Below are 21,286 nucleotides of genomic sequence, written 5' to 3'. Positions count from 1 at the left end.
GTGCGTTCGAGCGACTGCTTTTTGAGGGGAAAGCACGATGTTTTACAAGGACGAACGGCTGGCGCTGTTCATTGACGGGTCCAATCTTTACGCCGCAGCCAAGGCATTGGGCTTCGACATAGACTACAAGCTTTTGCGGCAAGAGTTCATGCGGCGCGGCAAACTGCTGCGCGCCTTTTACTACACCGCGCTGCTCGAGAACGACGAATACTCGCCCATCCGCCCGCTGGTGGATTGGCTGCATTACAACGGCTTCACCATGGTGACGAAGCCCGCCAAGGAATACACCGACAGCCAGGGCCGCCGGAAGGTGAAGGGCAATATGGACATCGAGCTGACGGTCGATGCCATGGAGCTTGCGCCGCGCGTCGACCATATCGTGCTGTTTTCCGGCGACGGCGATTTCCGCCCGCTGGTGGAAAGCCTGCAACGTCAGGGCGTGCGCGTTTCGGTGGTGTCGACCATCCGCAGCCAACCGCCGATGATCGCTGACGAATTGCGCCGTCAGGCCGACAATTTCATCGAGCTGGACGAGTTGCGCGACGTCATCGGACGCCCGCCGCGCGACCCGCGCCCGATGGAGCGCGAAGAGATCGAGACGCAGGCGAAATAGCACCGCCACGGCAGTCCGCCCTGCCCGGGGCGGACCCTTGGAAGACGGCCCCCGACGGGGCGGGACATGCGGATATGATGACGGCCACGGTCGATGCCGAAACCGAACCTTCCGTTGCGAAACGCGCGCCGGACACGGTTCTGACCTACCTTCTGACGCCTGCGGATGCGCGGGCCTGGGAGCGGCTCAACCCCGCCGCGCGCAAGCGCAACCGCGCGGGGCTGGGGATTTCGCTGATGGTGGGGATAAGCCTTCTGGTGACGGTGACGCGCCACTTGCCCGACTGGCTGTCGCGGCTGCATTCCAACGCGATCGCCCTTGTCATCCTGCTGGCCCCCTTTGGCGCAATGATGCTGGCGCACCGCCGCGATCTGGCGCGGCGCAGTGCCGAGCGGGTCGCTTCGGAGGTAGAGGTGACGCTGGAAGTCTGGCCGCGCCGTCTGGTCGAAACCCGTGCCGACGGCCGCAAGCCGCTGGCCCTCGGGGCCGAGGCGCTGCGCGATGTGATCGAGACGGAAAGCCATGTTTTCCTGCATTCCCGCAGCGGAACGATCATCGTGCCGGCCCGCGCCTTTGCCGATGGAAAGGCCAAGGATGCCTTTGCCGGATACTGGGAAGGCTTTGCCGACTGACCCCGACGGCGACAGGGCGGGCCGCGCTTGCCCTGTGGACCCGCAGGCGGTTTCGCCTTAGGTCTAGGGCGATAGCTGAGAACCGAGGCCCCGATGTCCCTGCCCCCGCTGACCCTTTACCTCGCCGCGCCACGCGGGTTCTGCGCCGGTGTGGACCGCGCGATCAAGATCGTCGAGATGGCTTTGCAGAAATGGGGCGCGCCCGTCTATGTGCGCCACGAGATCGTCCACAACAAATTCGTGGTGGACGACCTGCGCGCCAAAGGGGCGATCTTTGTCGAGGAGCTGGACGAGGCCCCGACCGACAGGCCGGTGATCTTTTCCGCCCACGGGGTGCCGAAATCGGTTCCGGCCGAGGCCGCGCGGCGCGAGATGATCGCGGTGGACGCGACCTGTCCGCTGGTGACAAAGGTCCATAACGAAGCCCAGCGGCATTACGAGAACGGGCTGCAGATGGTGATGATCGGCCATGCCGGCCACCCCGAGACGGTGGGCACGATGGGCCAGTTGCCCGAGGGCGAGGTTCTGCTGGTCGAAACGGCCGAGGATGTCGCCGGTCTGGTGGTGCGTGATTCGGCAAAACTGGCCTTCATCACCCAGACGACCCTGTCGGTGGACGACACGGCGGGCATCGTTGCGGCCTTGCAGGCGCGGTTTCCGGCGATCATCGGCCCCCACAAGGAAGATATCTGCTATGCAACAACCAACCGTCAGGCGGCGGTCAAGGCGATTGCGGGCAGGATCGACGCGCTTCTGGTGATCGGCGCGCCGAATTCCAGCAACTCGAAACGGCTGGTCGAGGTGGGTTCGGCGGCGGGCTGCGCCTATGCGCAACTGGTGCAGCGGGCAACCGATATCGACTGGCGCGCGCTGGAAGGCATCAGGTCGGTCGGGGTGACGGCGGGGGCTTCGGCACCGGAATTGCTGGTGAACGAGGTGGTCGACGCCTTCCGCGCGCGTTTCGACACGACGGTGGAACGGGTCGAGACGGCGGTGGAGAACGTGGAGTTCAAGGTTCCCCGCATCCTGCGCGAGGCGGTCTGAGATGATTCCGCGTTCGGCTTTGCTTCTGGGCCTTGCGGGGCTGATCCCCTTTGTCTGGGGGGCGGCGACCACGCTGTCGCCCGCGCTTGCATCGGGCGCGATGCGGCTGGTGCCGCCCGTCTTTGTCGGCGCCGTGGTGCTTGTGACCTATGGCACGGTGATCCTTTCGTTCATGTCGGGCGTGCTTTGGGGCTTTGCCACCAAGGCCGAGGGACGCGAGGCGACGGTGGGTTACGTCCTGTCGGTCATTCCCGCGCTTTGGGCATTCTTCATGGTCACGGATACGACCGCAGAGTCGATCCTTTGGCTGGCCACGGGCTTTGCGGCGCTGCTTGCGCTGGATTTCAGCTTTGCGCGGCAGGGGCTGGCCCCCGCATGGTGGATGCGGCTGCGGGTGCTGCTGACCCTGATCGTTCTGGCCTGCCTGCTGGTGGTGCTGCTGTAGGCCACGATTTTCCTGCGAAAAATCGGGGGGGCTTTCCGCCCCCCCCGGCGCGGGGCGCCTCACCCCCCGAGAGTATTGGGGCAAAGGTGAATGGGGGTTTGACCCTGCAAGGCGCGGGTCCTAAACGGGGGAAAAAGGAGCCGCCATGCCCGATCTTTTCGCCTATACCGACGGTGCCTGTTCCGGCAATCCGGGCCCCGGAGGATGGGGCGTGCTGATGCTGGCGCGCGAAGGCGGCGAGGTCGTCAAAGAGCGCGAGCTGTCGGGCGGCGAGATGATGACGACGAACAACCGCATGGAATTGCTGGCGGCGATCTCGGCGCTCGAGGCGCTGGCGCGGGCCTCGGAGATCACCATCGTCACCGACAGCGCCTATGTGAAGAACGGCGTGACCGAGTGGATCCACAACTGGAAGCGCAGGGGCTGGCGCACGGCGGGGAATGATCCGGTAAAGAATGTCGACCTGTGGCAAAGGCTCGATCTGGCGCAGGCCCGGCACAAGGTGGTGTGGCGCTGGATCAAGGGCCATGCGGGCCATGCCGAGAACGAGCGCGCCGATGCCCTTGCGCGGGCCGGAATGGCACCGTTCAAGGTGAAGGCGTGACGGGGGCGGCGCTAGTCTCGGGGCTCGACTATGCCGCGGTGGCGGTCTTTGCGCTGACGGGGGCGCTGGCGGCATCGCGGTCGCAGCTGGATATCGTGGGGTTCATCTTCGTTGCCAGCCTGACGGCGGTGGGCGGAGGCACGTTGCGGGACATCATCCTTGACCGCGTGCCGCTTTGGGTCAGCGATCCGGTGATGCTGCTTGTGGCGGCGGTGGCGGCGGTGCTGGTGTTCCTGACCGCGCATTTGCTGGAAAGCCGCTATCGGGCGCTGGAATGGCTGGATGCCGCAGCCCTTGCCATCGCCGTTCCGGCGGGGGTGGGTGTCGCCCTGTCCGAGGGCATGGGCTGGCCCGTGGTGCTGGTCATGGGGATGGTGACGGGCTGCATGGGGGGTCTCATGCGCGATGTGGTCTGCAACGAGGTGCCGATGGTGCTGAAGCAGGGCGAGCTTTACGTCACCTGCGCCTTTGCGGGCGCGCTGGTCGCGGTGGCGCTGGGCGCTGTCGGGGTGGCCGGATGGGCGGCGCTGACCGCCTGCGCCGCCGTGGTCTTCGTGCTGCGGGCGGGGTCTTTGGCGCTGGGCTGGCGGCTGCCTGTCTACCGCTCGCGCCCGCCGCGCGCGCCGAAGCGGTAATCGAGCAGGACCATGCCTTCGGGCAGGCTGCGGCTGGCGTGCAGACGGGGCTGGAGGGCGGGCCCGCCTGTATCGGGAAAGAGGCGGATGCCCGTGCCGATGAGGCGGGGCACAAGGCAGAGTTCCAGCCTGTCGAGCGCGCCTTTGGCGATGAACTGCGCTTGCAGCGAGGGGCCGCCGACGATCCAGACATCCTTGCCGTCCAGCGCGCGGAGATGGGCGACAAGCGCATCGAGACCATCGCGCCAGAGCGTGCAATTGGCGTGCAGCGCTTCGGCAGGATGGCCGAGCACGATGCCCGCGCAGTCGGGATAGGGCCAATCGGGGGTGAGTTGCCAGATGTGGTCATAGGTCTTGCGCCCCATGACGACCGTGCCGATTTCGGCGATGAAGCCGGACCAGCCCCAATCGACATGCTGGAATTCATTCAGAAAGCCGACACCGCCCCGCGCATCGGCGACGTAACCGTCGAGGGTGGCGGCCATCATTCCGCGAATCTTTGCCAAGGGCTTGCCTTTCATGTTGCAGGACACCAATATAAACGAACAGTCGTTTAGGTAAAGCATGGCCAGACCCCGCAGCCTTCCGGATGCCGATGTTTTCTCTGCCTTGCGCCACCTGTTGGCAGCGGGGGGCGACAAGGCCGTGTCCTTTGCCAGTGTCGCGCGCGTGACGGGCCTTGCGGGGGCAAGCCTTGTGCAACGCTATGGCAGCCGCGACGGGATGATCCGCGCCGCCTTGCTTGCGGCATGGGACGGGCTGGATGCGCTGACCGAAACCGCGGCGGCCGAGGCGGAGAGCGCGCAAGGTTTCCTAAAGGCATTGGGGGGCGGAACGCCGGGGGCGGGCGATGTGGCGCTGCTGGCCGCCGATTTCCGCGACGCCGCGTTGCGGGCGCGGGCCGAGGCATGGCGCGCGCGGGTCGAGGCGCTTTTGACGGCGCGGTTGCGCGACCCCGAGGCGGCGGCGATCCTGTTCGCCGCATGGCAAGGGCAGGCGCTGTGGCAGATGGCCGGAGGCAAGGGCTTTCGCCTGAAGGATGCCGTGAAACGGTTAGGCTAGGCGTTCCGGCAGGGTCAGGCCGCGCAGGATTTCGGCGGCGTCCATCGGTTTCTTGCCCTCGCGCTGGGCAAGGGTGATCTCGACCGCGCCGGAACCGCACGCGACGGTCAGGCCGTGCAGCACCTGCCCCGCCCCGCCGCTGCCTTCGGCAAGGCGCGAGCCGAGGAGTTTGACGCGTTCGTTCCCCACCATGCACCATGCCCCCGGAAAGACCGAGAGGCCGCGGATCTGGCGGTCGATCTCGGCCGCGGGACGGGTCCAGTCGATGCGGGCTTCGGCCTTGTCGATCTTGGCGGCATAGGTGACGCCGCTTTCGGGCTGGGGTTCGGGTGACAGGCTGTCGAGCCTTTCGAGGGCCTCGACGATGAGGTCGGCACCCATGACGGAGAGGCGGTCATGCAGGCGGGCGGTGGTTTCGGTGGCGCCGATCGGGGTAGAGCGCCGCAGCAGGACGGGGCCGGTATCGAGACCCGCGTCCATCTGCATGATGCAGATACCCGTTTCGGTATCGCCCGCCATGATGGCGCGGTGGATCGGGGCCGCGCCGCGCCAGCGCGGCAGAAGCGAGGCATGGATGTTCAGGCACCCCCGCAGAGGTGCATCAAGCACGGCTTGCGGCAGGATCAGCCCATAGGCCACGACCACCGCGATATCGGCATTCAGGGCGGCGAAATCGGCCTGCGCTTCGGGAGTTTTCAGGCTGACGGGGTGGCGGACGGGCAGGCCCAGCGCCTCGGCCCGGGCATGGACGGCGGTGGGGCGCAGGCTTTTGCCGCGTCCGGCAGGGCGCGGGGGCTGGGTGTAGACGGCGACGATCTCGTGCCGCGCGGCAAGCGCCTCGAGGATCGGGACCGAGAAATCGGGCGTGCCCATGAAAACGAGTTTCATGCCCGTTTCCGCCATTTGTCGGCCTTGGCCAGCAGCATCTTGCGTTTCAGGGGCGAGAGGTGGTCGAAGAACATTTTCCCTGCCAGATGGTCGATCTGGTGCTGGGCCGATGTGGCCCAGAGGTGGACGAAATCGCGATCTTCCACCTGCCCTTCGGCGTTCAGGAACCGCACCGTCACCGCGCGCGGGCGGCTGATGACGGCCGAGACGCCGGGCAGGTTGGGCGAGGCCTCGTCATGTTCTCGGAACTGGCCCGAGGCGTGTAGCACCTCGGGGTTGGCCATCAGCACGGCCTGACCGCGTTCGGTCGAGCAATCGACCACCGCAAGGCGCAGCGGCACGCCGATCTGGACGGCGGCAAGGCCGTAGCCGGGCATTGCGTCCATCGTATCGACCATATCGGCCCAGATGGCGCGGATTTCGGGGGTGATCGCGGCAACCGTGGCGGCGGGTGCCTTCAGCACGGGGTGGGGCCAGGGCAGGCAGGGGCGGACAGTCATTTGGCACCTGCGGAATAGGCAGCCTCGAGGGCGGCGCGGGTTGCGGGCGAGAGGCGGTCAAAGGTGACGAGACCGTCGAGATGGTCGATTTCATGCTGGGCGCAGATGGCGGCAAAGCCCGACAGGGTTTCTTGCCGCGCCTGCCCGTCAGGATCGGTCCAGCGCAGCGTGATCTCGGCGGCGCGGGTCACATCGGCGCTGATGCCGGGGATGGAAAGACACCCCTCGGGGCCGGTCAAGCTGCGGTCGGACCGGTGCAGGATTTCGGGGTTGAGGAAGACGCGGGGGGCGCGGCTGCCCTCTTTCCACGTGGTGTCCATGACGAAAACCCGTGTCAGGACACCCACCTGCGGCGCGGCAAGCCCGCGCCCGTAAGCGGCATACATGGTGTCGAGCATATCGGCGGCCAAGGCGCGGGTGGCATCGTCCGGCAGGGCGGGGGCGCAAACGGTGGCAAGGCGCCGGTCGGGCCAGCGCAGGACGGGCAAGACCGCCATCAGCCCTGCCGCGCGCGTTCGCGCTTCAGCTTTTCCATCTTGCGGGTGATCATCTGGCGTTTGAGCGGGCCAAGGTAATCGATGAAGAGCTTGCCGTTCAGGTGGTCGATTTCATGCTGCACGCAGGTCGCCCAGATGCCGCTGAACTGTTCCTCGTTCTGCTTGCCGTCGAGCCCCGTCCAGCGCACGCGCACCTCGGCGGGGCGATCGACTTCGGCGTATTGGTCGGGGATCGACAGACAGCCTTCGTCATAGGTCGACAGGTCTTCGGAGGACCAGGTGATTTCGGGGTTCACCAGCACCATCGGACGCGGGGCTTCGCCTTCGGTCTTGACGCAATCCATCACGATCAGCCGCTTGGTGATGCCGACCTGCGGCGCGGCAAGGCCGATGCCGGGCGCGTCATACATGGTTTCGAGCATGTCTTCGGCAAGCTTGCCCATTTCCGGCGAGATGCCGGTGACGGGGTCGCAGACCTTCTTGAGGCGCGGATCGGGATGGATCAGGATAGAGCGGATCATGGGTCTGATTTACGAAATGACGCCGCTTGGCGCAATGGGGCGAGGCGCAGCATTCGCCTTGGGCGTTTATACCGGAAAAACACCATTAATCGGACGTATATTCCACCAATCAATACGATTGTAGAAAATTGTTCCAATACAAAACTCTATATTGGAAAATACGTCCGCTTGCCCTAAAACGGCGGGAAACGCAGAGCCAGCCTTGCACGACAGGACCCTAGCATGAGCCACGACTTCGACCAAGTGATCGACCGCTTCGGAACCCATTCGGTGAAATGGGACATGATGGAGGCGATGTATGGCGTGCCTGCCGATCAGGGCTTGGCGATGTGGGTGGCGGACATGGATTTCCGCCCGCCGGCCTGCGTGCAGCGCGCGGTCGAGGCGATGGCGGCGCATGGCATCTATGGCTATTTCGGCGATGACACCGCCTATAAGGACGCGATCCTGTGGTGGATGAAAACCCGCCACGGCTGGACGGTCGACCGCGACGCGATCTTTACCACGCACGGGCTGGTCAACGGCACGGGGCTGTGCCTCGAGGCGTTTACCACGCCGGGGGACGGGGTGGTGCTGACGACGCCGGTGTACCACGCCTTTGCGCGCACCATCAAAGCGGCGGGGCGCGTGGTGGTGGAATGCCCGCTGACCGACAATGCCGGCCGCTACGAAATGGATTTCGCCGCCTGGGACGCGCTGATGACGGGGCGCGAGACGATGTTCATCCTCTGCTCGCCGCACAACCCCGGCGGACGGGTCTGGACGCAGGCCGAATTGCGCGGGGTGGCCGATTTCTGCAAGCGCCACGATCTGGTGCTGGTGTCGGACGAGATCCATCACGATCTGGTCTTTGCGGGGCAAAAGCACATTCCGATGCCCAATGCGGCACCCGACATCGCCGACCGTCTGGTGATGATGACGGCGACGACCAAGACCTTCAACATCGCGGGCAGCCATACCGGCAATGTCATCATCGCCGATCCGGTGCTGCGGGCGAAGTTTGCGGCAAGGATCATGGCGCTGGGGATTTCGGGCAATTCCTTCGGGATGCATATGGCCACCGCCGCCTATTCGCCGGAAGGGGCCGCATGGGTCGATGCGCTGATGGCCTATCTGGAAGAGAACCGCCGGATTTTCGACGCGGGCATGGCCGCCATTCCGGGCCTGCGGTCGATGCCGCTGGAAGCGACTTATCTGGCGTGGCTGGATTTTTCCGGCACGGGGATGACGGCGGAGGAGTTCATCGCACGGGTCGAAAAGGACGCGCGGATCGCGACCAACCACGGCAGCGCATTCGGCACGGGGGGCGAGCAGTTCCTGCGCTTCAACCTTGGCACGCGCCGCGCCGTCGTGGTCGAGGCCGTCGCGCGGATGCAGGCGGCCTTTGCCGACCTGCAATAGGTCAGGCCTTGGGCAGGTAGCCCACCGGCGCGTTCTCGTCGTGCCAGTAATCCAGCGCGGGGCGGTCAAGCACGGCGGTCGAGCGTTTGAAACCGCAGATCAGTTCGCCCCCGTCCTGCGACGAGGCGACGATCAGGCATTGGAAGATGTGGTTCGCGCCGTCGTAGACATCGACCAGCCCGCGCAGATGCGGGGTCAGCTTGGCGTCGAGCGCCATGCCATCCTCCCAGAAGCGCAGCACGGGAAAGACCGCGCCGCCGACCTGCACGCGCAGACGCGACTTGCGGCGCAGCGTTGCCTTGCGTGCGGCTTCCAGCCCTTCGCGCACCTCGCGCGGCAGAAATTCGAGCATCGGTCTCTCCATCCCTTGGGCAGAGCGTTTCACAGCGAGATAGCCTTGCAGATGACAACGGCAGGGTAGGCAGGAAAAGTTAACGCGCCGTGACGGAAAAGCCGCAACTCGGGCGCGCGGGGGCGGGTTGCGGCCCTGCGGGGCGATGGACAGGGCGGGCGCGATCGGGTTTCTGGCGCTTGGACAGGCGGGGGCGGGCGAATCATGGCTGGGGTCGACCACGGCGGCGGGATTGATGCGGCGGCGGCGCGCTGGGGCGGGGCGCGGGGCGACTGGCTTGACCTGTCCACGGGAATCAACCCGCGACCCTATCCTTTGCCCGCATTCGGTGGCGACATCTGGACCGCCCTGCCCGACCGCGCGGCCTTTGCCGAGGCCGAGGCTGCGGCGCGGTCCTTCTGGCGCGTGCCCGATGGTGCGGCGGTGCTGGCGGCACCGGGCGCTTCGGCCCTGATCGCGCGGCTGCCGGCCCTGCGCCCGGCGGGGCGGGTGTCGATTGCGGGGCCGACCTATAACGAACATGCCCGCGCCTTTGCGGCCAACGGCTGGCAGGTGGTCGAGGGCGCGGCGGATGCGGCTGTGGTGGTGCATCCGAACAATCCCGACGGGCGGTTTCAGGCGGCACCGGACGCCGCCTTCAGCGTGATCGACGAAAGTTTTTGCGACATATGCCCCGACGAAAGCCAGATCGCGCAGGCCGGTCAGGCGGGGACGGTCGTGCTGAAGAGCTTTGGCAAGTTCTGGGGTCTGGCGGGGATGCGGCTGGGATTTGCCATCGGCGACCCCGTGCTGCTGGCGCGGCTTGAGCCGATGATCGGGCCTTGGGCCGTGTCGGGCCCCGCGCTGGTCACGGCGGCCAAGGCGCTGCGCGACGAGGCCTGGGCTGCGGCCACGCGCGCGCGGCTGGCGGCGGATGCGGCGCGGCTTGATGCGCTGATGCTGCGGGCGGGTGTGTCGCAGGCGGGCGGCACCGCGCTGTTCCGGCTTTACGATGTGGGTGATGCGGCGGCGTGGCAGGAGCGGCTGGCGCGGCACCGCATTCTGGGCCGGATCTTTCCCTATTCCGCCCGCTGGCTGCGCCTTGGCCTGCCCGATGGCGATGGCTGGGCACGGCTGGAGGCCGCGCTATGAGTGCCACGCTTCTGATCCCCGCCCTGCTGCTTGACGCCGCACTGGGCGAGCCGAAATGGCTGTGGGACCGCTTCCCGCACCCCGCCGTGCTGATGGGCCGCGCCGTGGGCCGGGCCGAGGCGCTGTTGAACAGGGGAAACCACCGCCGCTTGCGCGGGGTGGCGGCGATGGCGGGTCTGGGGCTTGGCGCATGGGGGCTGGGCTGGCTGATCCATGCCCTGCCGGATGGCGGCGTGGTCGAGGTGATCGCGGCGGCGATCCTGCTCGCGCAAAGGTCGCTGGTGCAGCATGTGCAGGCCGTGGGCGATGCGCTGCGCCTGTCGCTTGGCGGAGGGCGGCAGGCGGTTGCCATGATCGTGGGGCGTGACGTCGCCGCGCTGGACGAGGCGGGCGTATCGCGCGCCGCCATCGAAAGTGCCGCCGAAAACCTGTCGGACGGGGTGATTGCCCCCGCCTTGTGGTTTCTGGTCGGCGGTCTGCCCGCGTTGATGCTTTACAAGATCACCAACACGGCGGATTCGATGATCGGCCACCGCACCCCGCGTTACGAGCAGTTCGGCTGGGCGGCGGCGCGCTTCGACGATCTGCTGAACCTTGTCCCCGCGCGCCTGACCGCGCTTTTGATCGCGGTGACCCACGGCTGGTTCGACCCGCGTCCCGTGCTGCGCGATGCGCCGCTGCACCGGTCGCCCAATGCCGGTTGGCCCGAGGCCGCGATGGCGCCGGTGCTGGGTGTGGCGCTGTCGGGGCCACGGTCCTATCACGGCGAGATGCGCGATTTCCCCTGGGTCTGGCCCGAGGGGCGGCGCGATGCAGGCCCCGATGACATCGACGCGGCCTGCGCGGCACTGTGGCGGGCCTGGGGCGGGATGTTGGGGCTGACGCTGCTTCTCGCGCTTTTCTGATCCACCTGCGGTTGCCCCGCAGGCCCGGGCCGCATAACCTGCCCGCGCCCCAACCGCATGCGAGGCCCAATGCGCGCCCTGACCCTTGCCCTGATGACAGCCACCGCAAGCCCTGCCCTTGCCGCGCCCTGCGGCGGTGATTTCGGCAGTTGGGTCGCCGCGATGAAAGCCGAAGCCGTGGCAGCGGGCGAGACGCCGGCCACGGTCGATGCCTTCTTTGCCGGGGCCAATCCGGACCCGCGCGTGCTGAAAGCCGACCGCGCGCAAGGCGTGTTCCGCAAGAGCTTTCTGGAATTCTCGCAAAGCCTGATCTCGAAGGACCGGCTGCAAAAGGGCATCGCCAATGCCAGCCGCTATGGCGACATCTTTGCGCGGGCGGAAAAGGACTACGGCGTCTCGCGCGGGATCCTGCTGGCCTTTTGGGCCTTTGAGACGGATTTCGGCGCGGTGCAGGGCGATTTCAACACCCGCAACGCGCTGGTGACGCTGGCGCATGATTGCCGCCGCCCCGATCTGTTCCAGCCGCAGGTTCTGGCGGCCATCCAGATGCATGGTCTGGGCGAGTTCGATCTGGACACCACCGGCGCCTGGGCGGGCGAGATCGGGATGGTCCAGATGCTGCCGGGCGACATCTTGCGTCTTGGCGTCGATGGCGATGGCGACGGGTTGGTGACGCTGAAAACCTCGGCCCCCGATGCGATCCTGTCGGGGGCGCGGCTGTTGCAAAGCCACGGCTGGCGCGCGGGCGAACCGTGGCTGCAAGAGGTGATCCTGCCCGACAGTTTCGACTGGGAGCTGACCGGGCTCGACACGCAGCTTGCCGCCGAGCAATGGGCGGCGATGGGGGTGCAGGTGCGCAGCGGGGTGGTGGCGAACGGCTTGCCCGCGTCGATCCTTCTGCCGCAGGGGCGCAAGGGTCCGGCCTTCCTCGCCTATCCGAATTACTCGGTTTTGTTCAACTGGAACAAAAGCTTCGTCTATGTCACCACGGCGGCCTATTTCGCCACGCGGCTGATGGGGGCCGAACCCTATCGCGCGGGCAACCCCGATCCGGCCCTGCCTGTGGCCCAGATGAAGGCGTTGCAGCAGAAGCTGGCGGCCCTTGGGCATGATGTGGGCCAGATCGATGGCATTCTGGGTGCATCGACACGGATTGCGGTGCAGAAAGAGCAGACGCGGCTGGGCCTTCCCGCCGATGCATGGCCGACCGCCGACCTGTTGGAGAGATTGTGAAAACCACTGCCGAACTGATGGCCGCCCTGCCCCATGTGCTGGCCGCCCCGAAAGATGCCGCCCCCGTGCTGCAACTGTGCCTGCGCCCCGATTACGGGCAGCGCGCCTTTCCCGACCGCGTGACCCTGACGCGCGAGGGTGGCATTCCCGGCGAGCGTTGGGCCAAGGCACCCTGGCTGAAGCTGGCCGATGGCACGGGCGATCCGCGGATCCAGGTGTCCATCCTGCCCAAGCGGGTGCTTGATCTGGTCTGGCGCGAAGGCGATGCCGAACCGCATCCGGGCGATACGATCATCGCGGACCTCGACACATCCTTGGCCAATCTGCCCGAGGGGACGTTGCTGGCCTGCGGGACGGCGGTGCTGCGGGTGAGCGATGTGTTCAACGATGCCTGCGTGAAGTGGAAGGTGCGTTACGGCGCAGAGGCGAAGGATTGGGTCGTGGCCCCCGGCCACCCCGAATTGCGGCTGCGCGGGGTGCTGTGTTCCATCGAGCGCGATGGCGAAGTGCGCCTTGGCGACGTGATCTGCAAGCTGTGACGCCGTAGGGTGCGCAGTTGATGCGCACCTGTGCCGCGGAACGATGGTGCGCTGCAAGAGCGCACCCTACCGTTCACATCCCGTGCAGCGGCTTTTGCCCGCGCCGCCATGCGACCGCCTGCTTCGCCGCCGTCTGCATCAGCTTGCGCCACTGTGGCAGGGCGGCGGCAAGGCCGGCTTGCGTGACGGTCAGGGTCAGGTGGGTTTCGCCCCTGACGATGGCGAGCGTCCCTTTCTGCGAGATGCGCCAATCGGCAAGCGCCGCTTCGGGTGCCCGCACCTCGAAGCGCAGCGTCAGGGTGGTGCCCCCTGCCCCCGCATGGGCCGTGAATTCAGGGGCTGCGGGGCCATCGCCACGGGCGTAAACGGTGTCGCCCACGGGTTCGATGCCGACAAAACCCGCAGCTTGCAGGGCGGATGCGATGTCTTGCGGTGTCACGCGACCAGCGCCTCGGCTTTCTTGAGGTCGACCGAGACGAGTTGGCTCACCCCCTGTTCCTGCATCGTCACGCCGAACAGGCGGTCCATCCGCGCCATCGTCACGGCGTGGTGGGTGATGACCAGAAAGCGCGTGTCGGTGCGGCGGGTCATTTCGTCCAGCATGTCGCAGAAGCGCGTCACGTTGGCATCATCGAGCGGCGCGTCGACCTCGTCCAGAACGCAGATCGGCGCGGGGTTGGCAAGGAACACGCCGAAGATCAGCGCAAGCGCCGTCAGCGTCTGTTCGCCCCCCGACAGCAGCGACAGGGTGGCGAGTTTCTTGCCCGGCGGCTGGCACATGATTTCAAGGCCCGCTTCCAGCGGGTCATCGGATTCCACCAGCACCAGACGCGCCTCGCCCCCGCCGAACAGATGGGTGAAGAGGGTCGAGAAATTGGCGTTCACCTGTTCGAATGCGGTCAGGAGGCGCTCGCGCCCTTCGCGGTTCAGCCCCGCGATCCCTGAGCGGAGTTTCTTGATCGCCTCTTCCAGATCGTTCTTTTCGCCGGCGAGGGTGTCGTATTCCCCGGAGACAGTCTTGGCATCCTCTTCGGCGCGCAGGTTGACCGCGCCCAGCGATTCCCGCTGCCGTTTCAGGCGGTTCACATCGGCGTCGAGCGTTTCGGCATCGGGCATTCTGTCGGGGTCGGTTTTCAGCGTGTCGAGAAGCTGGTCGGGTGTCGCCTCGGTTTCCTCGGCGATGCGTTCGGCGGCATAGGCCACGGTTTCGCGGGCGGCATCGGCGCGGGCCTCGGCACGGGCGCGGGCTTCGCGGGCCTCGCCCGCCGCGCGCTCGGCATCGCGTTCGGCGTCCTGGGCGGCGCGAAGGGCGGCTTCGGCCTCGGCCAAGGCATCGGCGGCGATGCGGCGGCGGGCCTCGGCGGCGTCGATGGCTTCGGCCAGTTCCTCGCGCTTGATGGCGATTTCTTCGGGGGCGGCGCTGGCCTCGGCCAATTCCTCTTCCGTCTCGGCCTTGCGTTCGGCCAGTTCGGCAATGCGGCGTTCGGCGGTTTCAAGGCGGTGCTTCCAGCCGGACAGTTCCTTGACCGCTTCCTGACGGCGGCGCACCCGCGCCTCGCCCTCGCGGCGAAGCTCGTCATGCGCGGAGCGGCGGGTGAGCATGGCAAGACGGGCGGCCTCGACGGCCACGCGGGCGGCTTCGACCGCGTTGCGGGCGGCGTCGAGGTCGGGAAGATCGGCCTGCTGCGCCTCGGCCTCGCGCAGGCGGGCGCGGGCTTCCATCGCCTCGTCATCATAGCGCGAGACGGCAAGGCGGGCGGCTTCGAGCTTTCCGGCGGCGATGGAGCGGTCGGCCTCGGCACGGCTGGCGGCGCGGTTGGCTTCGGTCACGCGCCCATCGGCGGCGCGGCGGGCATCGCGGGCCATCTGGTCGGCACGGGCCAGATCGGCAAGGCGGGCTTGCAGCATCTCGTGCGCCTGACGCGCGCCTTCGGCCTTGGCCGCGACCTCTTCGAGGTCACGCTTCAACTGCACCAGACGGTTGAGCTGTTGCAGGCGAAGGGCGGCGGCCGAGGGCGCATCCTCGGCCCCCGCGCGGAACCCGTCCCAACGCCAGAGGTCGCCATCGAGGCTGACAAGGCGCTGCCCCGGTTGCAGCGCGGCTTGCAGCGCGAAACCCTGTTCGCGGCTGACAAGGCCGATCTGGGACAGGCGGCGGGCAAGGACGGCGGGCGCCTTGACATGCGCACCCAAGGGGTCTGCCCCTGCGGGAAGGGGTTGGGGCGTCGCATAGGCATCAAGCACGGCCCAGCCCGAACGGGCGGCGGCCTCGACCTCGGGGGCGCGAAGATCGTCGGCCAGCGCGGCGCCCAGCGCCTTTTCATAGCCGGGCGTCACGGTCAGACGGTCGAGGAGTTGCGAGCCTGCCGCCGCCTCGCGTTCGACCAGACGGGCCAGCGCCGCGACTTCGGCGCGCAGGGCATTCGCCTCGCCCTCGGCCGACGAGCGGGCGGCGCGGGCTTCGGCTTCGCGGCCCTGCGTTTCGGCGCGCGCGGTTTCGGCCTCGGCCAGCGTTTCCTCGGCCCGTTCGGCAAGGGCGGCCGCGGCCTCTTGCGCTTCGGTTGCGGCGTCGAAGGCCTCGGCGGCTTCGGCCAAGGCTTCGGTCGCGCCCTCGACCGCCTCGCGCGCGGCGCCCGCCTGCGCTTCGGCACGGTCGAGGGTGGAGCGGGTGTCGGACATCATGCGCTGCGCCGACTGGTGGCGGGCGGCAAGGCGGGCGCTGTCTTCGGTCGCCTGCGCGAGCAGGGTTTCGCGGTCGGACAGCAACGCCCCCGCCTCGCGCGCGATTTCGGCGGATTCGGTCAGGCGTTCGTCATGGCCGTCATGGGCGCGGGCAAGTTGCTCGATCTCCCATTCCAGCCGCCCGATGGTTTCGCCCGCGTCGCGGTTCAGCCCCGCTTCGCGCTCCATATCCCGCGCAAGCTGGTCGATCCGGCTGCGCAGCGTTTCGATCATCTGGCGGGCGCGGGCTTCTTGGTCGCCAAGCGCGTCGCGCTGGACGGTCAGCCGTTGCAGGACCGCGCTGGCAATCGCCTCTTCCTCGCGCTTGGCGGGCAAGGCGTCCTCGCGCCCTTCGCGGGCTTTTCCGGCCGCACGGGCGGCGGCTTCGGCCTGCGATGCCGCAAGCAGGCGTTCACGCAGCGCGGCATCGGCCTCGGCCCGCGCGAATTCGGCTTCGCGCCAGCGGCGATAGAGAAGCATCCCTTCGGCGCGGCGCAATTCCTCGCCGATCTCGCGATAGCGCGCGGCCTGTTTCGCCTGCCGCGTCAGGGTGGACAATTGCTGGGCAAGGGCTTCCAGAACGTCATCGACGCGGGTCAGGTTCTGTTCCGCGCCCTGCAACTTCAGCTCGGCCTCGTGCCGGCGGGCGTAAAGGCCCGAGATCCCCGCAGCCTCTTCCAGCACGCGGCGGCGCGCTTTCGGCTTGGCGTTGATCAGTTCCGAAATCTGCCCCTGCCGCACCAGCGCGGGCGAATGCGAGCCGGTCGAGGCATCGGCAAAGAGCATCTGCACATCGCGGGCGCGGACGTCTTTGGCATTGGCCTTGTAGGCAGACCCCGCATCACGCGTGATGCGGCGGATGATCTCGATCTGGTCGGCCTCGTTGAAGCCGGAGGGCGCGAGACGGTCCTGATTGTCGATCACCAGCGCCACTTCGGCAAAATGCCGTGCGGGGCGGGTGGCCGCACCGGCAAAGATCACATCCTCCATCCCGCCGCCGCGCATGGCGGTGGGACGGTTCTCGCCCATGACCCAGCGCAAGGCTTCCAAGAGGTTCGACTTGCCGCAACCGTTCGGCCCGACCACGCCTGTAAGCCCCTCATGGATCACAAGATCCGTGGGGTCGACAAAGCTTTTGAAGCCGTTGAGCCGAAGGCGGGTGAAACGCAAGGCTTGGTCCTGATTCCGCTGATGCGATATGGTCCGGCCAGACAGGGGGCAAGTCAACAGGATGTAGAAGCGGGCGGCGGCTTATCCCCAAGATGTTGGGGCTGGCGCAGACGGAATTTGGCGCAAATTCCGGTCCGGTTTCTGACGCAGAAACCGGCGGCAGGCTTGGGCGCGCGGAATTTGCGTCAAATTCCGTGCCGGAGTTTGCGTCAAACTCCGCTTGACCCGCGCAGGTTGCAGCACCACATTTGAACCATGCTCACCCTTCTCGGCATTTGCGGCGCGCTTCGTGCCGGTTCGACCAACCGCCTGCTTCTGGCCGAAGCGCGGCGCGTCTTTGGCGCGGCAGAACATGTGGAGGGCGACATCCGCATGCCGCTCTTCGACGAGGATGACGAGGTGGCGAACGGCTTCCCGCCCGGGGCCGTCACCCTGCACGGCCAGATCAGGGCGGCGGATGCGATTGTGATCGCGACGCCCGAGTATAACAAATCGGTGCCCGGCGGTTTGAAGAACGCGCTCGACTGGGTGTCGCGCGTGCCGGGGGCCGCGTGGCGCGACAAGCCGGTGGCCATCATGTCGGCCGCCGACGGGCGCGCGGGCGGCGACCGGTCGCAATTCGCGCTGCGGCTTTGCCTGACGCCGTTCCGCCCGCGCCTGATCACGGGGCCCGAGGTGATGGTGGCCGACTCGCGCAGCGCATTCGACGAGGCGGGGCGGCTGCGCGATGCGCGTTATGTCAAAACGCTGACCGAACTCATGCAAGTGTTGCGGTCCGAGGCAGGGCGCTAACCCCAGCCGCCGCCGCCCGGTGTCAGCATCTCGAAGACCGCGCCTGCGGGCAGGTCGCGTTCGTCGTTGCCCTGCAAGACCTCGACCCGCCCGTCAGGCCAGATCACGCGGTTCTCGCCCACAGCGCCCGCGCCACCGCCCGCGCCGCCAAAGGGCGGGACGATCCGGCTGGAACACAGCGTGGTGACGGTGACACCTTCGAGAAACCGCATCCGGCGCACCGCGCCGCTGCCGCCGCTCCACCGCCCCGCGCCGCCCGAGCCCTGCCGGATGCCAAAGGCTTCCAACCGCACGGGGAAGCGTTTTTCAAGGATTTCGGGGTCGGTCATGCGGGTGTTGGTCATATGGCTTTGCACCGCGTCGCAGCCCGCGAACCCCGGCCCCGCCCCCGTGCCGCCGGCAATCGTCTCGTAATTCTGGAAGCGGGCATTGCCCCAGACGAAATTGTTCATCGTCGCCTGCGAACAGGCCATGACGCCAAGCGCGCCGTAAAGCGCGTTGCAGGCGGCTTGCGACACTTCGGTATTTCCCGCGATTACGGCGGCGGGGGCGCGGGGGTTCAGCATCGACCCCTCGGGCACGACCAGCGTGACGGGGCGCAGGCAGCCTTCGTTCAGCGGGATGGCCTTGCCGACCAGCGTGCGGAAAACGTAAAGCACCACCGCCCGAGTGATGGCGGCGGGGGCGTTGTAATTGCCCGCGTGCTGGGCCGAGGTTCCGGTGAAATCGACCGTTGCCGCGCGGGCCGCACGGTCAACCGTGACGCGCACACAAATCCGCGTGCCGATGTCCATCGGATAGGTGAAGCTGCCGTCCTGCAAATGGTCGATCACCTGCCGCACGCTTTCCTCGGCATTCCGCTGGACATGGCCCATATAGGCCGCGACCACATCGGCCCCGTAGCTTTCGACCACGCGCGAAAGCTCGCGCCGCCCGGTTTCGTTCGCGGCGATCTGTGCCTTGAGATCGGCCATGTTCTGTTCGATGGCGCGGCAGGGATAGGGGCCGGACAGCAGCAGTTCGCGCACCGCCGCCTCGCGCAGCGTGCCACGGCTGACGAGGGGAAAGACGTCGATCAGGACGCCCTCTTCCTCGATCCTGCGGCTGTCGGGCGGGGATGATCCGGGCGTGCGCCCGCCGATATCGGCGTGATGCCCGCGCGAGCCAAGCCAGAAGGCGGGCTTGCCGCCGACGAAAACGGGGGTGATGACGGTGACATCGGGCAGATGCGTGCCGCCGTTGTAGGGCGAGTTGAGCATGAAAGCATCGCCCTCGGCCACATGCCCCGCCGTTTCGGCCATCACCACCTTGACCGCATGCGACATGGAGCCGAGATGCACCGGCACATGCGGGGCATTGGCCACCAGATCGCCCGCCGCATCGAAGATGGCGCAGGAAAAGTCCAGGCGTTCCTTGATGTTCACCGACCACGCGGTATTGGCGAGCGTGGCCCCCATCTGGTCGGCCACCGACATGAACAGGTTGTTGAACACCTCGAGCAGGACGGGATCGGCCTCGGTGCCCGCCGCAGGGGGGCGGGTGATCGCCCCGGTCCGTTCAAGGATCAGGTTGCCGGTGGCATCGGTGCGGGCGTCCCAGCCTTCGGCCAGATAGACGGTCCCCGTGGCTTCGCGGATCACGGCGGGTCCGGCAAGGCGCGCCCCCGCGCCAAGTGCTGCGCGGTCATAAAGCGGCACCTTGCGCCAATCGTCCAGCCAGAGGTCGACCGCATCCACCGGATCGGCGCGGCCTGCGGGCAAGGGCGCTTCGCCAAGGTCCGCGCCGCCGCCGATGGCCTCTACGGCGAGCATCTCGAAGAGCAAGCCGCGCTCGGGCGAGGTGAAGCCGAAGCGGGCCTGATGCGCGGCCTCGAAGGCGGCCTGCATCGCGGCGGGGGTGCCGAAGGGCACCTCGAGCGGCTGGTGCGAGCCTTCGTAGCGCAGATGGGCGCGGGCTTCGGTGCGGGGATTGGCGATGCCCTGCGCGGCAAGGTCGGCGCGCGCCCGCGCGGCAAGGTCGGCAAGGGCCGGGGCCGCATCGGCCGTAAGAGGCGCGTCGAACTGCACCTCGTGCAGGGCGCGCAGATCGGCAAGGCCCATGCCATAGGCCGACAGAACCCCCGCAAGCGGGTGCAGGAACACGCGCCGTATCCCCAAGGCATCGGCCACGCCGCAGGCATGCTGGCCCCCTGCCCCGCCGAAACATTGCAAGGTGTAGCCCGTCACGTCATGCCCGCGCTGGACGCTGATCTTCTTGATGGCGTTGGCCATGTTGTCGATCGCGATGCGCAGGAAACCTGCCGCCATCTCCTCGGGCGCGGGGCGGTGGCCGGTTTCGGCGGCGACGGTATCGGCAAGGGACTGGAACCGCCGCCGCACGATGTCGGCGTCGAGCGGCTGGTCGCCGTTCGGGCCGAACACGGCGGGGAAATGCGCGGGCGACAGGCGGCCCAGCATGACGTTGCAATCCGTCACCGTCAGCGGCCCGCCACGGCGATAGGCGGCGGGGCCGGGGTTGGCACCGGCACTTTCGGGGCCGACCTGAAAGCGCCCGTCCCGAAAGGTGCAGATCGAACCGCCCCCTGCGGCGACGGTGTGGATATCCATCATCGGCGCGCGCATCCGCACGCCGGCCACCTCGGTCTCGAAGGAGCGTTCGTAGCTTCCGGCGAAATGGCTGACATCGGTCGAGGTGCCGCCCATGTCAAAGCCGATCAGCCGGTCGAACCCCGCCGCCTGCCCCGTGCGCACCATGCCGACGATGCCACCTGCGGGGCCGGAAAGGATTGCATCCTTGCCCTGGAAGCGCGTGGCCTCGGTCAACCCGCCATTCGATTGCATGAAGAGAAGCCGCCCCGTGGCAACGCCCATATCGAGGGCGCCTTCGACCTGCGCCACATAGCGGCGCAGGATGGGCGAGAGATAGGCATCGACCACCGTGGTATCGCCGCGCCCGACCAGCTTTGCCAAGCGGCTGACCTGATGGGAAAGCGAGATCTGGGTAAAACCCACCCCGACGGCGATGGCGCCGATCCGCGCCTCGTGCGCGGGGTTCAGATAGGCGTGCAGCAGGGCCACGGCCACCGAGCGGATGCCCGCATCATAGGCCGTTTGCAGGGCGGCACGGACAGCCCCCTCGTCAAGCACGGCAACGACCGCGCCGCTGGCGTCCAGCCGTTCGGGAACCTCGGACACGCGCGCGTAAAGCAGGTCGGGGCGCTTGATGTGCAGATCGAACAGCGCGGGGCGGGCCTGCGTGCCGATCCGCAGAAGGTCGCGGAACCCTTGGGTGACCAGCAGAAGCACCGCTTCGCCCTTGCGCTCGAGCAGCGCGTTGGTGGCCACGGTCGTCCCCATCTTCACGGCGGCGATGGCCCCTTGGGGCAAAGCGTCTCCGGGGCAGAGGCCGAGGCAATCACGGATGCCCTGCACGGCGGCATCGGCATAGCGTTCTGGGTTTTCGGACAAAAGCTTGCGCGTCTCGATCCGGCCATCGGGGCGGCGGGCGACCACATCGGTAAAGGTGCCGCCACGGTCGATCCAGAATTCCCAAGCGCCCGACATGCGACCCCCTTTTGCCCTGCCCTTGGGTCCGACATCGC

Annotated in this window: 22 protein-coding genes; 13 read left to right on the top strand and 9 right to left on the bottom strand. The window is 67.5% G+C overall.

Features of this window, described 5'->3' with window-relative positions; genetic code table 11:
- Nucleotides 1-37 precede the first annotated feature (37 nt).
- From H7F16_RS18565 to H7F16_RS18540, 6 genes are all read left to right on the top strand, one after another.
- Entirely contained in the window at nt 38-613 is a 576-nt protein-coding gene (locus H7F16_RS18565) for a LabA-like NYN domain-containing protein (RefSeq protein ID WP_185799140.1), read from the top strand.
- 74 nt (nt 614-687) lie between these two features.
- Nucleotides 688-1,245 carry a hypothetical protein gene (locus H7F16_RS18560; protein WP_185799139.1) on the top strand — a complete coding sequence of 186 codons (558 nt, stop codon included), beginning with the start codon at nt 688-690 and terminating at the stop codon, nt 1,243-1,245.
- A gap of 93 nt (nt 1,246-1,338) precedes the next feature.
- A complete protein-coding gene (ispH, locus tag H7F16_RS18555) occupies nt 1,339-2,289 on the top strand; it encodes a 4-hydroxy-3-methylbut-2-enyl diphosphate reductase (RefSeq protein WP_185799138.1) in 951 nt (316 codons plus the stop codon).
- A gap of 1 nt (nt 2,290) precedes the next feature.
- Nucleotides 2,291-2,734 carry a DUF3429 domain-containing protein gene (locus tag H7F16_RS18550; protein WP_185799137.1) on the top strand — a complete coding sequence of 148 codons (444 nt, stop codon included), beginning with the start codon at nt 2,291-2,293 and terminating at the stop codon, nt 2,732-2,734.
- Between the two features lie 145 nt (nt 2,735-2,879).
- Entirely contained in the window at nt 2,880-3,338 is a 459-nt protein-coding gene (gene rnhA / locus H7F16_RS18545) for a ribonuclease HI (RefSeq protein WP_185799136.1), read from the top strand.
- A complete protein-coding gene (locus tag H7F16_RS18540) occupies nt 3,335-3,973 on the top strand; it encodes a TRIC cation channel family protein (RefSeq protein ID WP_185799135.1) in 639 nt (212 codons plus the stop codon). Before rnhA ends, H7F16_RS18540 begins: the two co-directional genes overlap by 4 nt.
- On the opposite strand, the gene H7F16_RS18535 is transcribed toward H7F16_RS18540, so the two are convergent.
- A complete protein-coding gene (locus H7F16_RS18535; RefSeq protein ID WP_185799134.1) occupies nt 3,937-4,461 on the bottom strand; it encodes a dihydrofolate reductase family protein in 525 nt (174 codons plus the stop codon). The genes H7F16_RS18540 and H7F16_RS18535 overlap by 37 nt on opposite strands.
- Nucleotides 4,462-4,537: 76 nt before the next feature.
- On the opposite strand from H7F16_RS18535, the gene H7F16_RS18530 reads away from it, so the two are divergent.
- Entirely contained in the window at nt 4,538-5,035 is a 498-nt protein-coding gene (locus tag H7F16_RS18530; RefSeq protein WP_185799133.1) for a transcriptional regulator, read from the top strand.
- Here H7F16_RS18530 and fmt read toward each other — a convergent pair.
- Genes fmt through def (H7F16_RS18510) form a run of 4 tightly spaced genes read right to left on the bottom strand, consistent with a single transcriptional unit; the run spans nt 5,027 to nt 7,441 of the window.
- Complete coding sequence (fmt, locus tag H7F16_RS18525; protein ID WP_185799132.1) at nt 5,027-5,923, bottom strand: methionyl-tRNA formyltransferase; 897 nt, start codon at nt 5,921-5,923, stop codon at nt 5,027-5,029. The two genes, H7F16_RS18530 and fmt, sit on opposite strands and share 9 nt — an antisense overlap.
- Nucleotides 5,920-6,423, bottom strand: coding sequence for a peptide deformylase (def, locus tag H7F16_RS18520; protein ID WP_185799131.1), 504 nt, complete (start codon nt 6,421-6,423; stop codon nt 5,920-5,922). Before def (H7F16_RS18520) ends, fmt begins: the two co-directional genes overlap by 4 nt.
- The gene (gene def / locus H7F16_RS18515) at nt 6,420-6,920 is read right to left on the bottom strand and encodes a peptide deformylase (RefSeq protein ID WP_185799130.1); all 501 of its coding nucleotides are present in this window, start codon (nt 6,918-6,920) and stop codon (nt 6,420-6,422) included. The genes def (H7F16_RS18520) and def (H7F16_RS18515) overlap by 4 nt, the downstream gene beginning before the upstream one ends.
- Nucleotides 6,920-7,441: a peptide deformylase gene (gene def, locus H7F16_RS18510; RefSeq protein WP_185799129.1), complete on the bottom strand. Its 522-nt coding sequence runs from the start codon at nt 7,439-7,441 to the stop codon at nt 6,920-6,922. Before def (H7F16_RS18510) ends, def (H7F16_RS18515) begins: the two co-directional genes overlap by 1 nt.
- A gap of 222 nt (nt 7,442-7,663) precedes the next feature.
- On the opposite strand from def (H7F16_RS18510), the gene H7F16_RS18505 reads away from it, so the two are divergent.
- Nucleotides 7,664-8,842 (top strand): MalY/PatB family protein, encoded by a 1,179-nt coding sequence (locus tag H7F16_RS18505; RefSeq protein ID WP_185799128.1) that lies wholly within the window; start codon nt 7,664-7,666, stop codon nt 8,840-8,842.
- A gap of 1 nt (nt 8,843) precedes the next feature.
- Here the strand turns inward: H7F16_RS18505 and H7F16_RS18500 are convergent, their stop codons facing one another.
- A complete protein-coding gene (locus H7F16_RS18500; protein WP_185799127.1) occupies nt 8,844-9,194 on the bottom strand; it encodes a hypothetical protein in 351 nt (116 codons plus the stop codon).
- 204 nt (nt 9,195-9,398) lie between these two features.
- Between H7F16_RS18500 and H7F16_RS18495 the strand changes: the two genes are divergently transcribed.
- The 4 genes from H7F16_RS18495 (at nt 9,399) to H7F16_RS18480 (ending at nt 13,002) form a co-directional block, all read left to right on the top strand.
- Entirely contained in the window at nt 9,399-10,325 is a 927-nt protein-coding gene (locus tag H7F16_RS18495) for an aminotransferase class I/II-fold pyridoxal phosphate-dependent enzyme (protein ID WP_185799126.1), read from the top strand.
- Nucleotides 10,322-11,230 (top strand): adenosylcobinamide-phosphate synthase CbiB, encoded by a 909-nt coding sequence (gene cbiB, locus H7F16_RS18490; RefSeq protein WP_185799125.1) that lies wholly within the window; start codon nt 10,322-10,324, stop codon nt 11,228-11,230. The genes H7F16_RS18495 and cbiB overlap by 4 nt, the downstream gene beginning before the upstream one ends.
- 93 nt (nt 11,231-11,323) lie before the next feature.
- A complete protein-coding gene (locus H7F16_RS18485; RefSeq protein ID WP_241741525.1) occupies nt 11,324-12,463 on the top strand; it encodes a lytic murein transglycosylase in 1,140 nt (379 codons plus the stop codon).
- A 17-nt stretch (nt 12,464-12,480) separates the two neighbouring features.
- The gene (locus tag H7F16_RS18480) at nt 12,481-13,002 is read left to right on the top strand and encodes a hypothetical protein (protein WP_241741530.1); all 522 of its coding nucleotides are present in this window, start codon (nt 12,481-12,483) and stop codon (nt 13,000-13,002) included.
- Nucleotides 13,003-13,075: 73 nt separating this feature from the next.
- Here H7F16_RS18480 and H7F16_RS18475 read toward each other — a convergent pair whose 3' ends face one another.
- Nucleotides 13,076-13,441 carry a hypothetical protein gene (locus H7F16_RS18475; protein WP_185799122.1) on the bottom strand — a complete coding sequence of 122 codons (366 nt, stop codon included), beginning with the start codon at nt 13,439-13,441 and terminating at the stop codon, nt 13,076-13,078.
- On the bottom strand, nt 13,438-16,893 hold the full coding sequence (gene smc, locus H7F16_RS18470; protein WP_185799121.1) for a chromosome segregation protein SMC: 3,456 nt from the start codon (nt 16,891-16,893) through the stop codon (nt 13,438-13,440). The genes H7F16_RS18475 and smc overlap by 4 nt, the downstream gene beginning before the upstream one ends.
- A gap of 255 nt (nt 16,894-17,148) precedes the next feature.
- Here smc and H7F16_RS18465 point away from each other — a divergent pair, with 255 nt between their 5' ends.
- Nucleotides 17,149-17,685 carry an NADPH-dependent FMN reductase gene (locus H7F16_RS18465; RefSeq protein WP_185799120.1) on the top strand — a complete coding sequence of 179 codons (537 nt, stop codon included), beginning with the start codon at nt 17,149-17,151 and terminating at the stop codon, nt 17,683-17,685.
- Here H7F16_RS18465 and H7F16_RS18460 read toward each other — a convergent pair.
- Nucleotides 17,682-21,248, bottom strand: coding sequence for a hydantoinase B/oxoprolinase family protein (locus H7F16_RS18460; protein WP_185799119.1), 3,567 nt, complete (start codon nt 21,246-21,248; stop codon nt 17,682-17,684). The genes H7F16_RS18465 and H7F16_RS18460 overlap by 4 nt on opposite strands.
- Nucleotides 21,249-21,286 lie beyond the last annotated feature (38 nt).

The organism is Paragemmobacter straminiformis (genome assembly GCF_014243445.1).
In the GTDB taxonomy this organism is placed as follows: Bacteria; Pseudomonadota; Alphaproteobacteria; order Rhodobacterales; family Rhodobacteraceae; genus Paragemmobacter; species Paragemmobacter straminiformis.
This window is presented reverse-complemented; position numbering and strand designations above follow the sequence as displayed.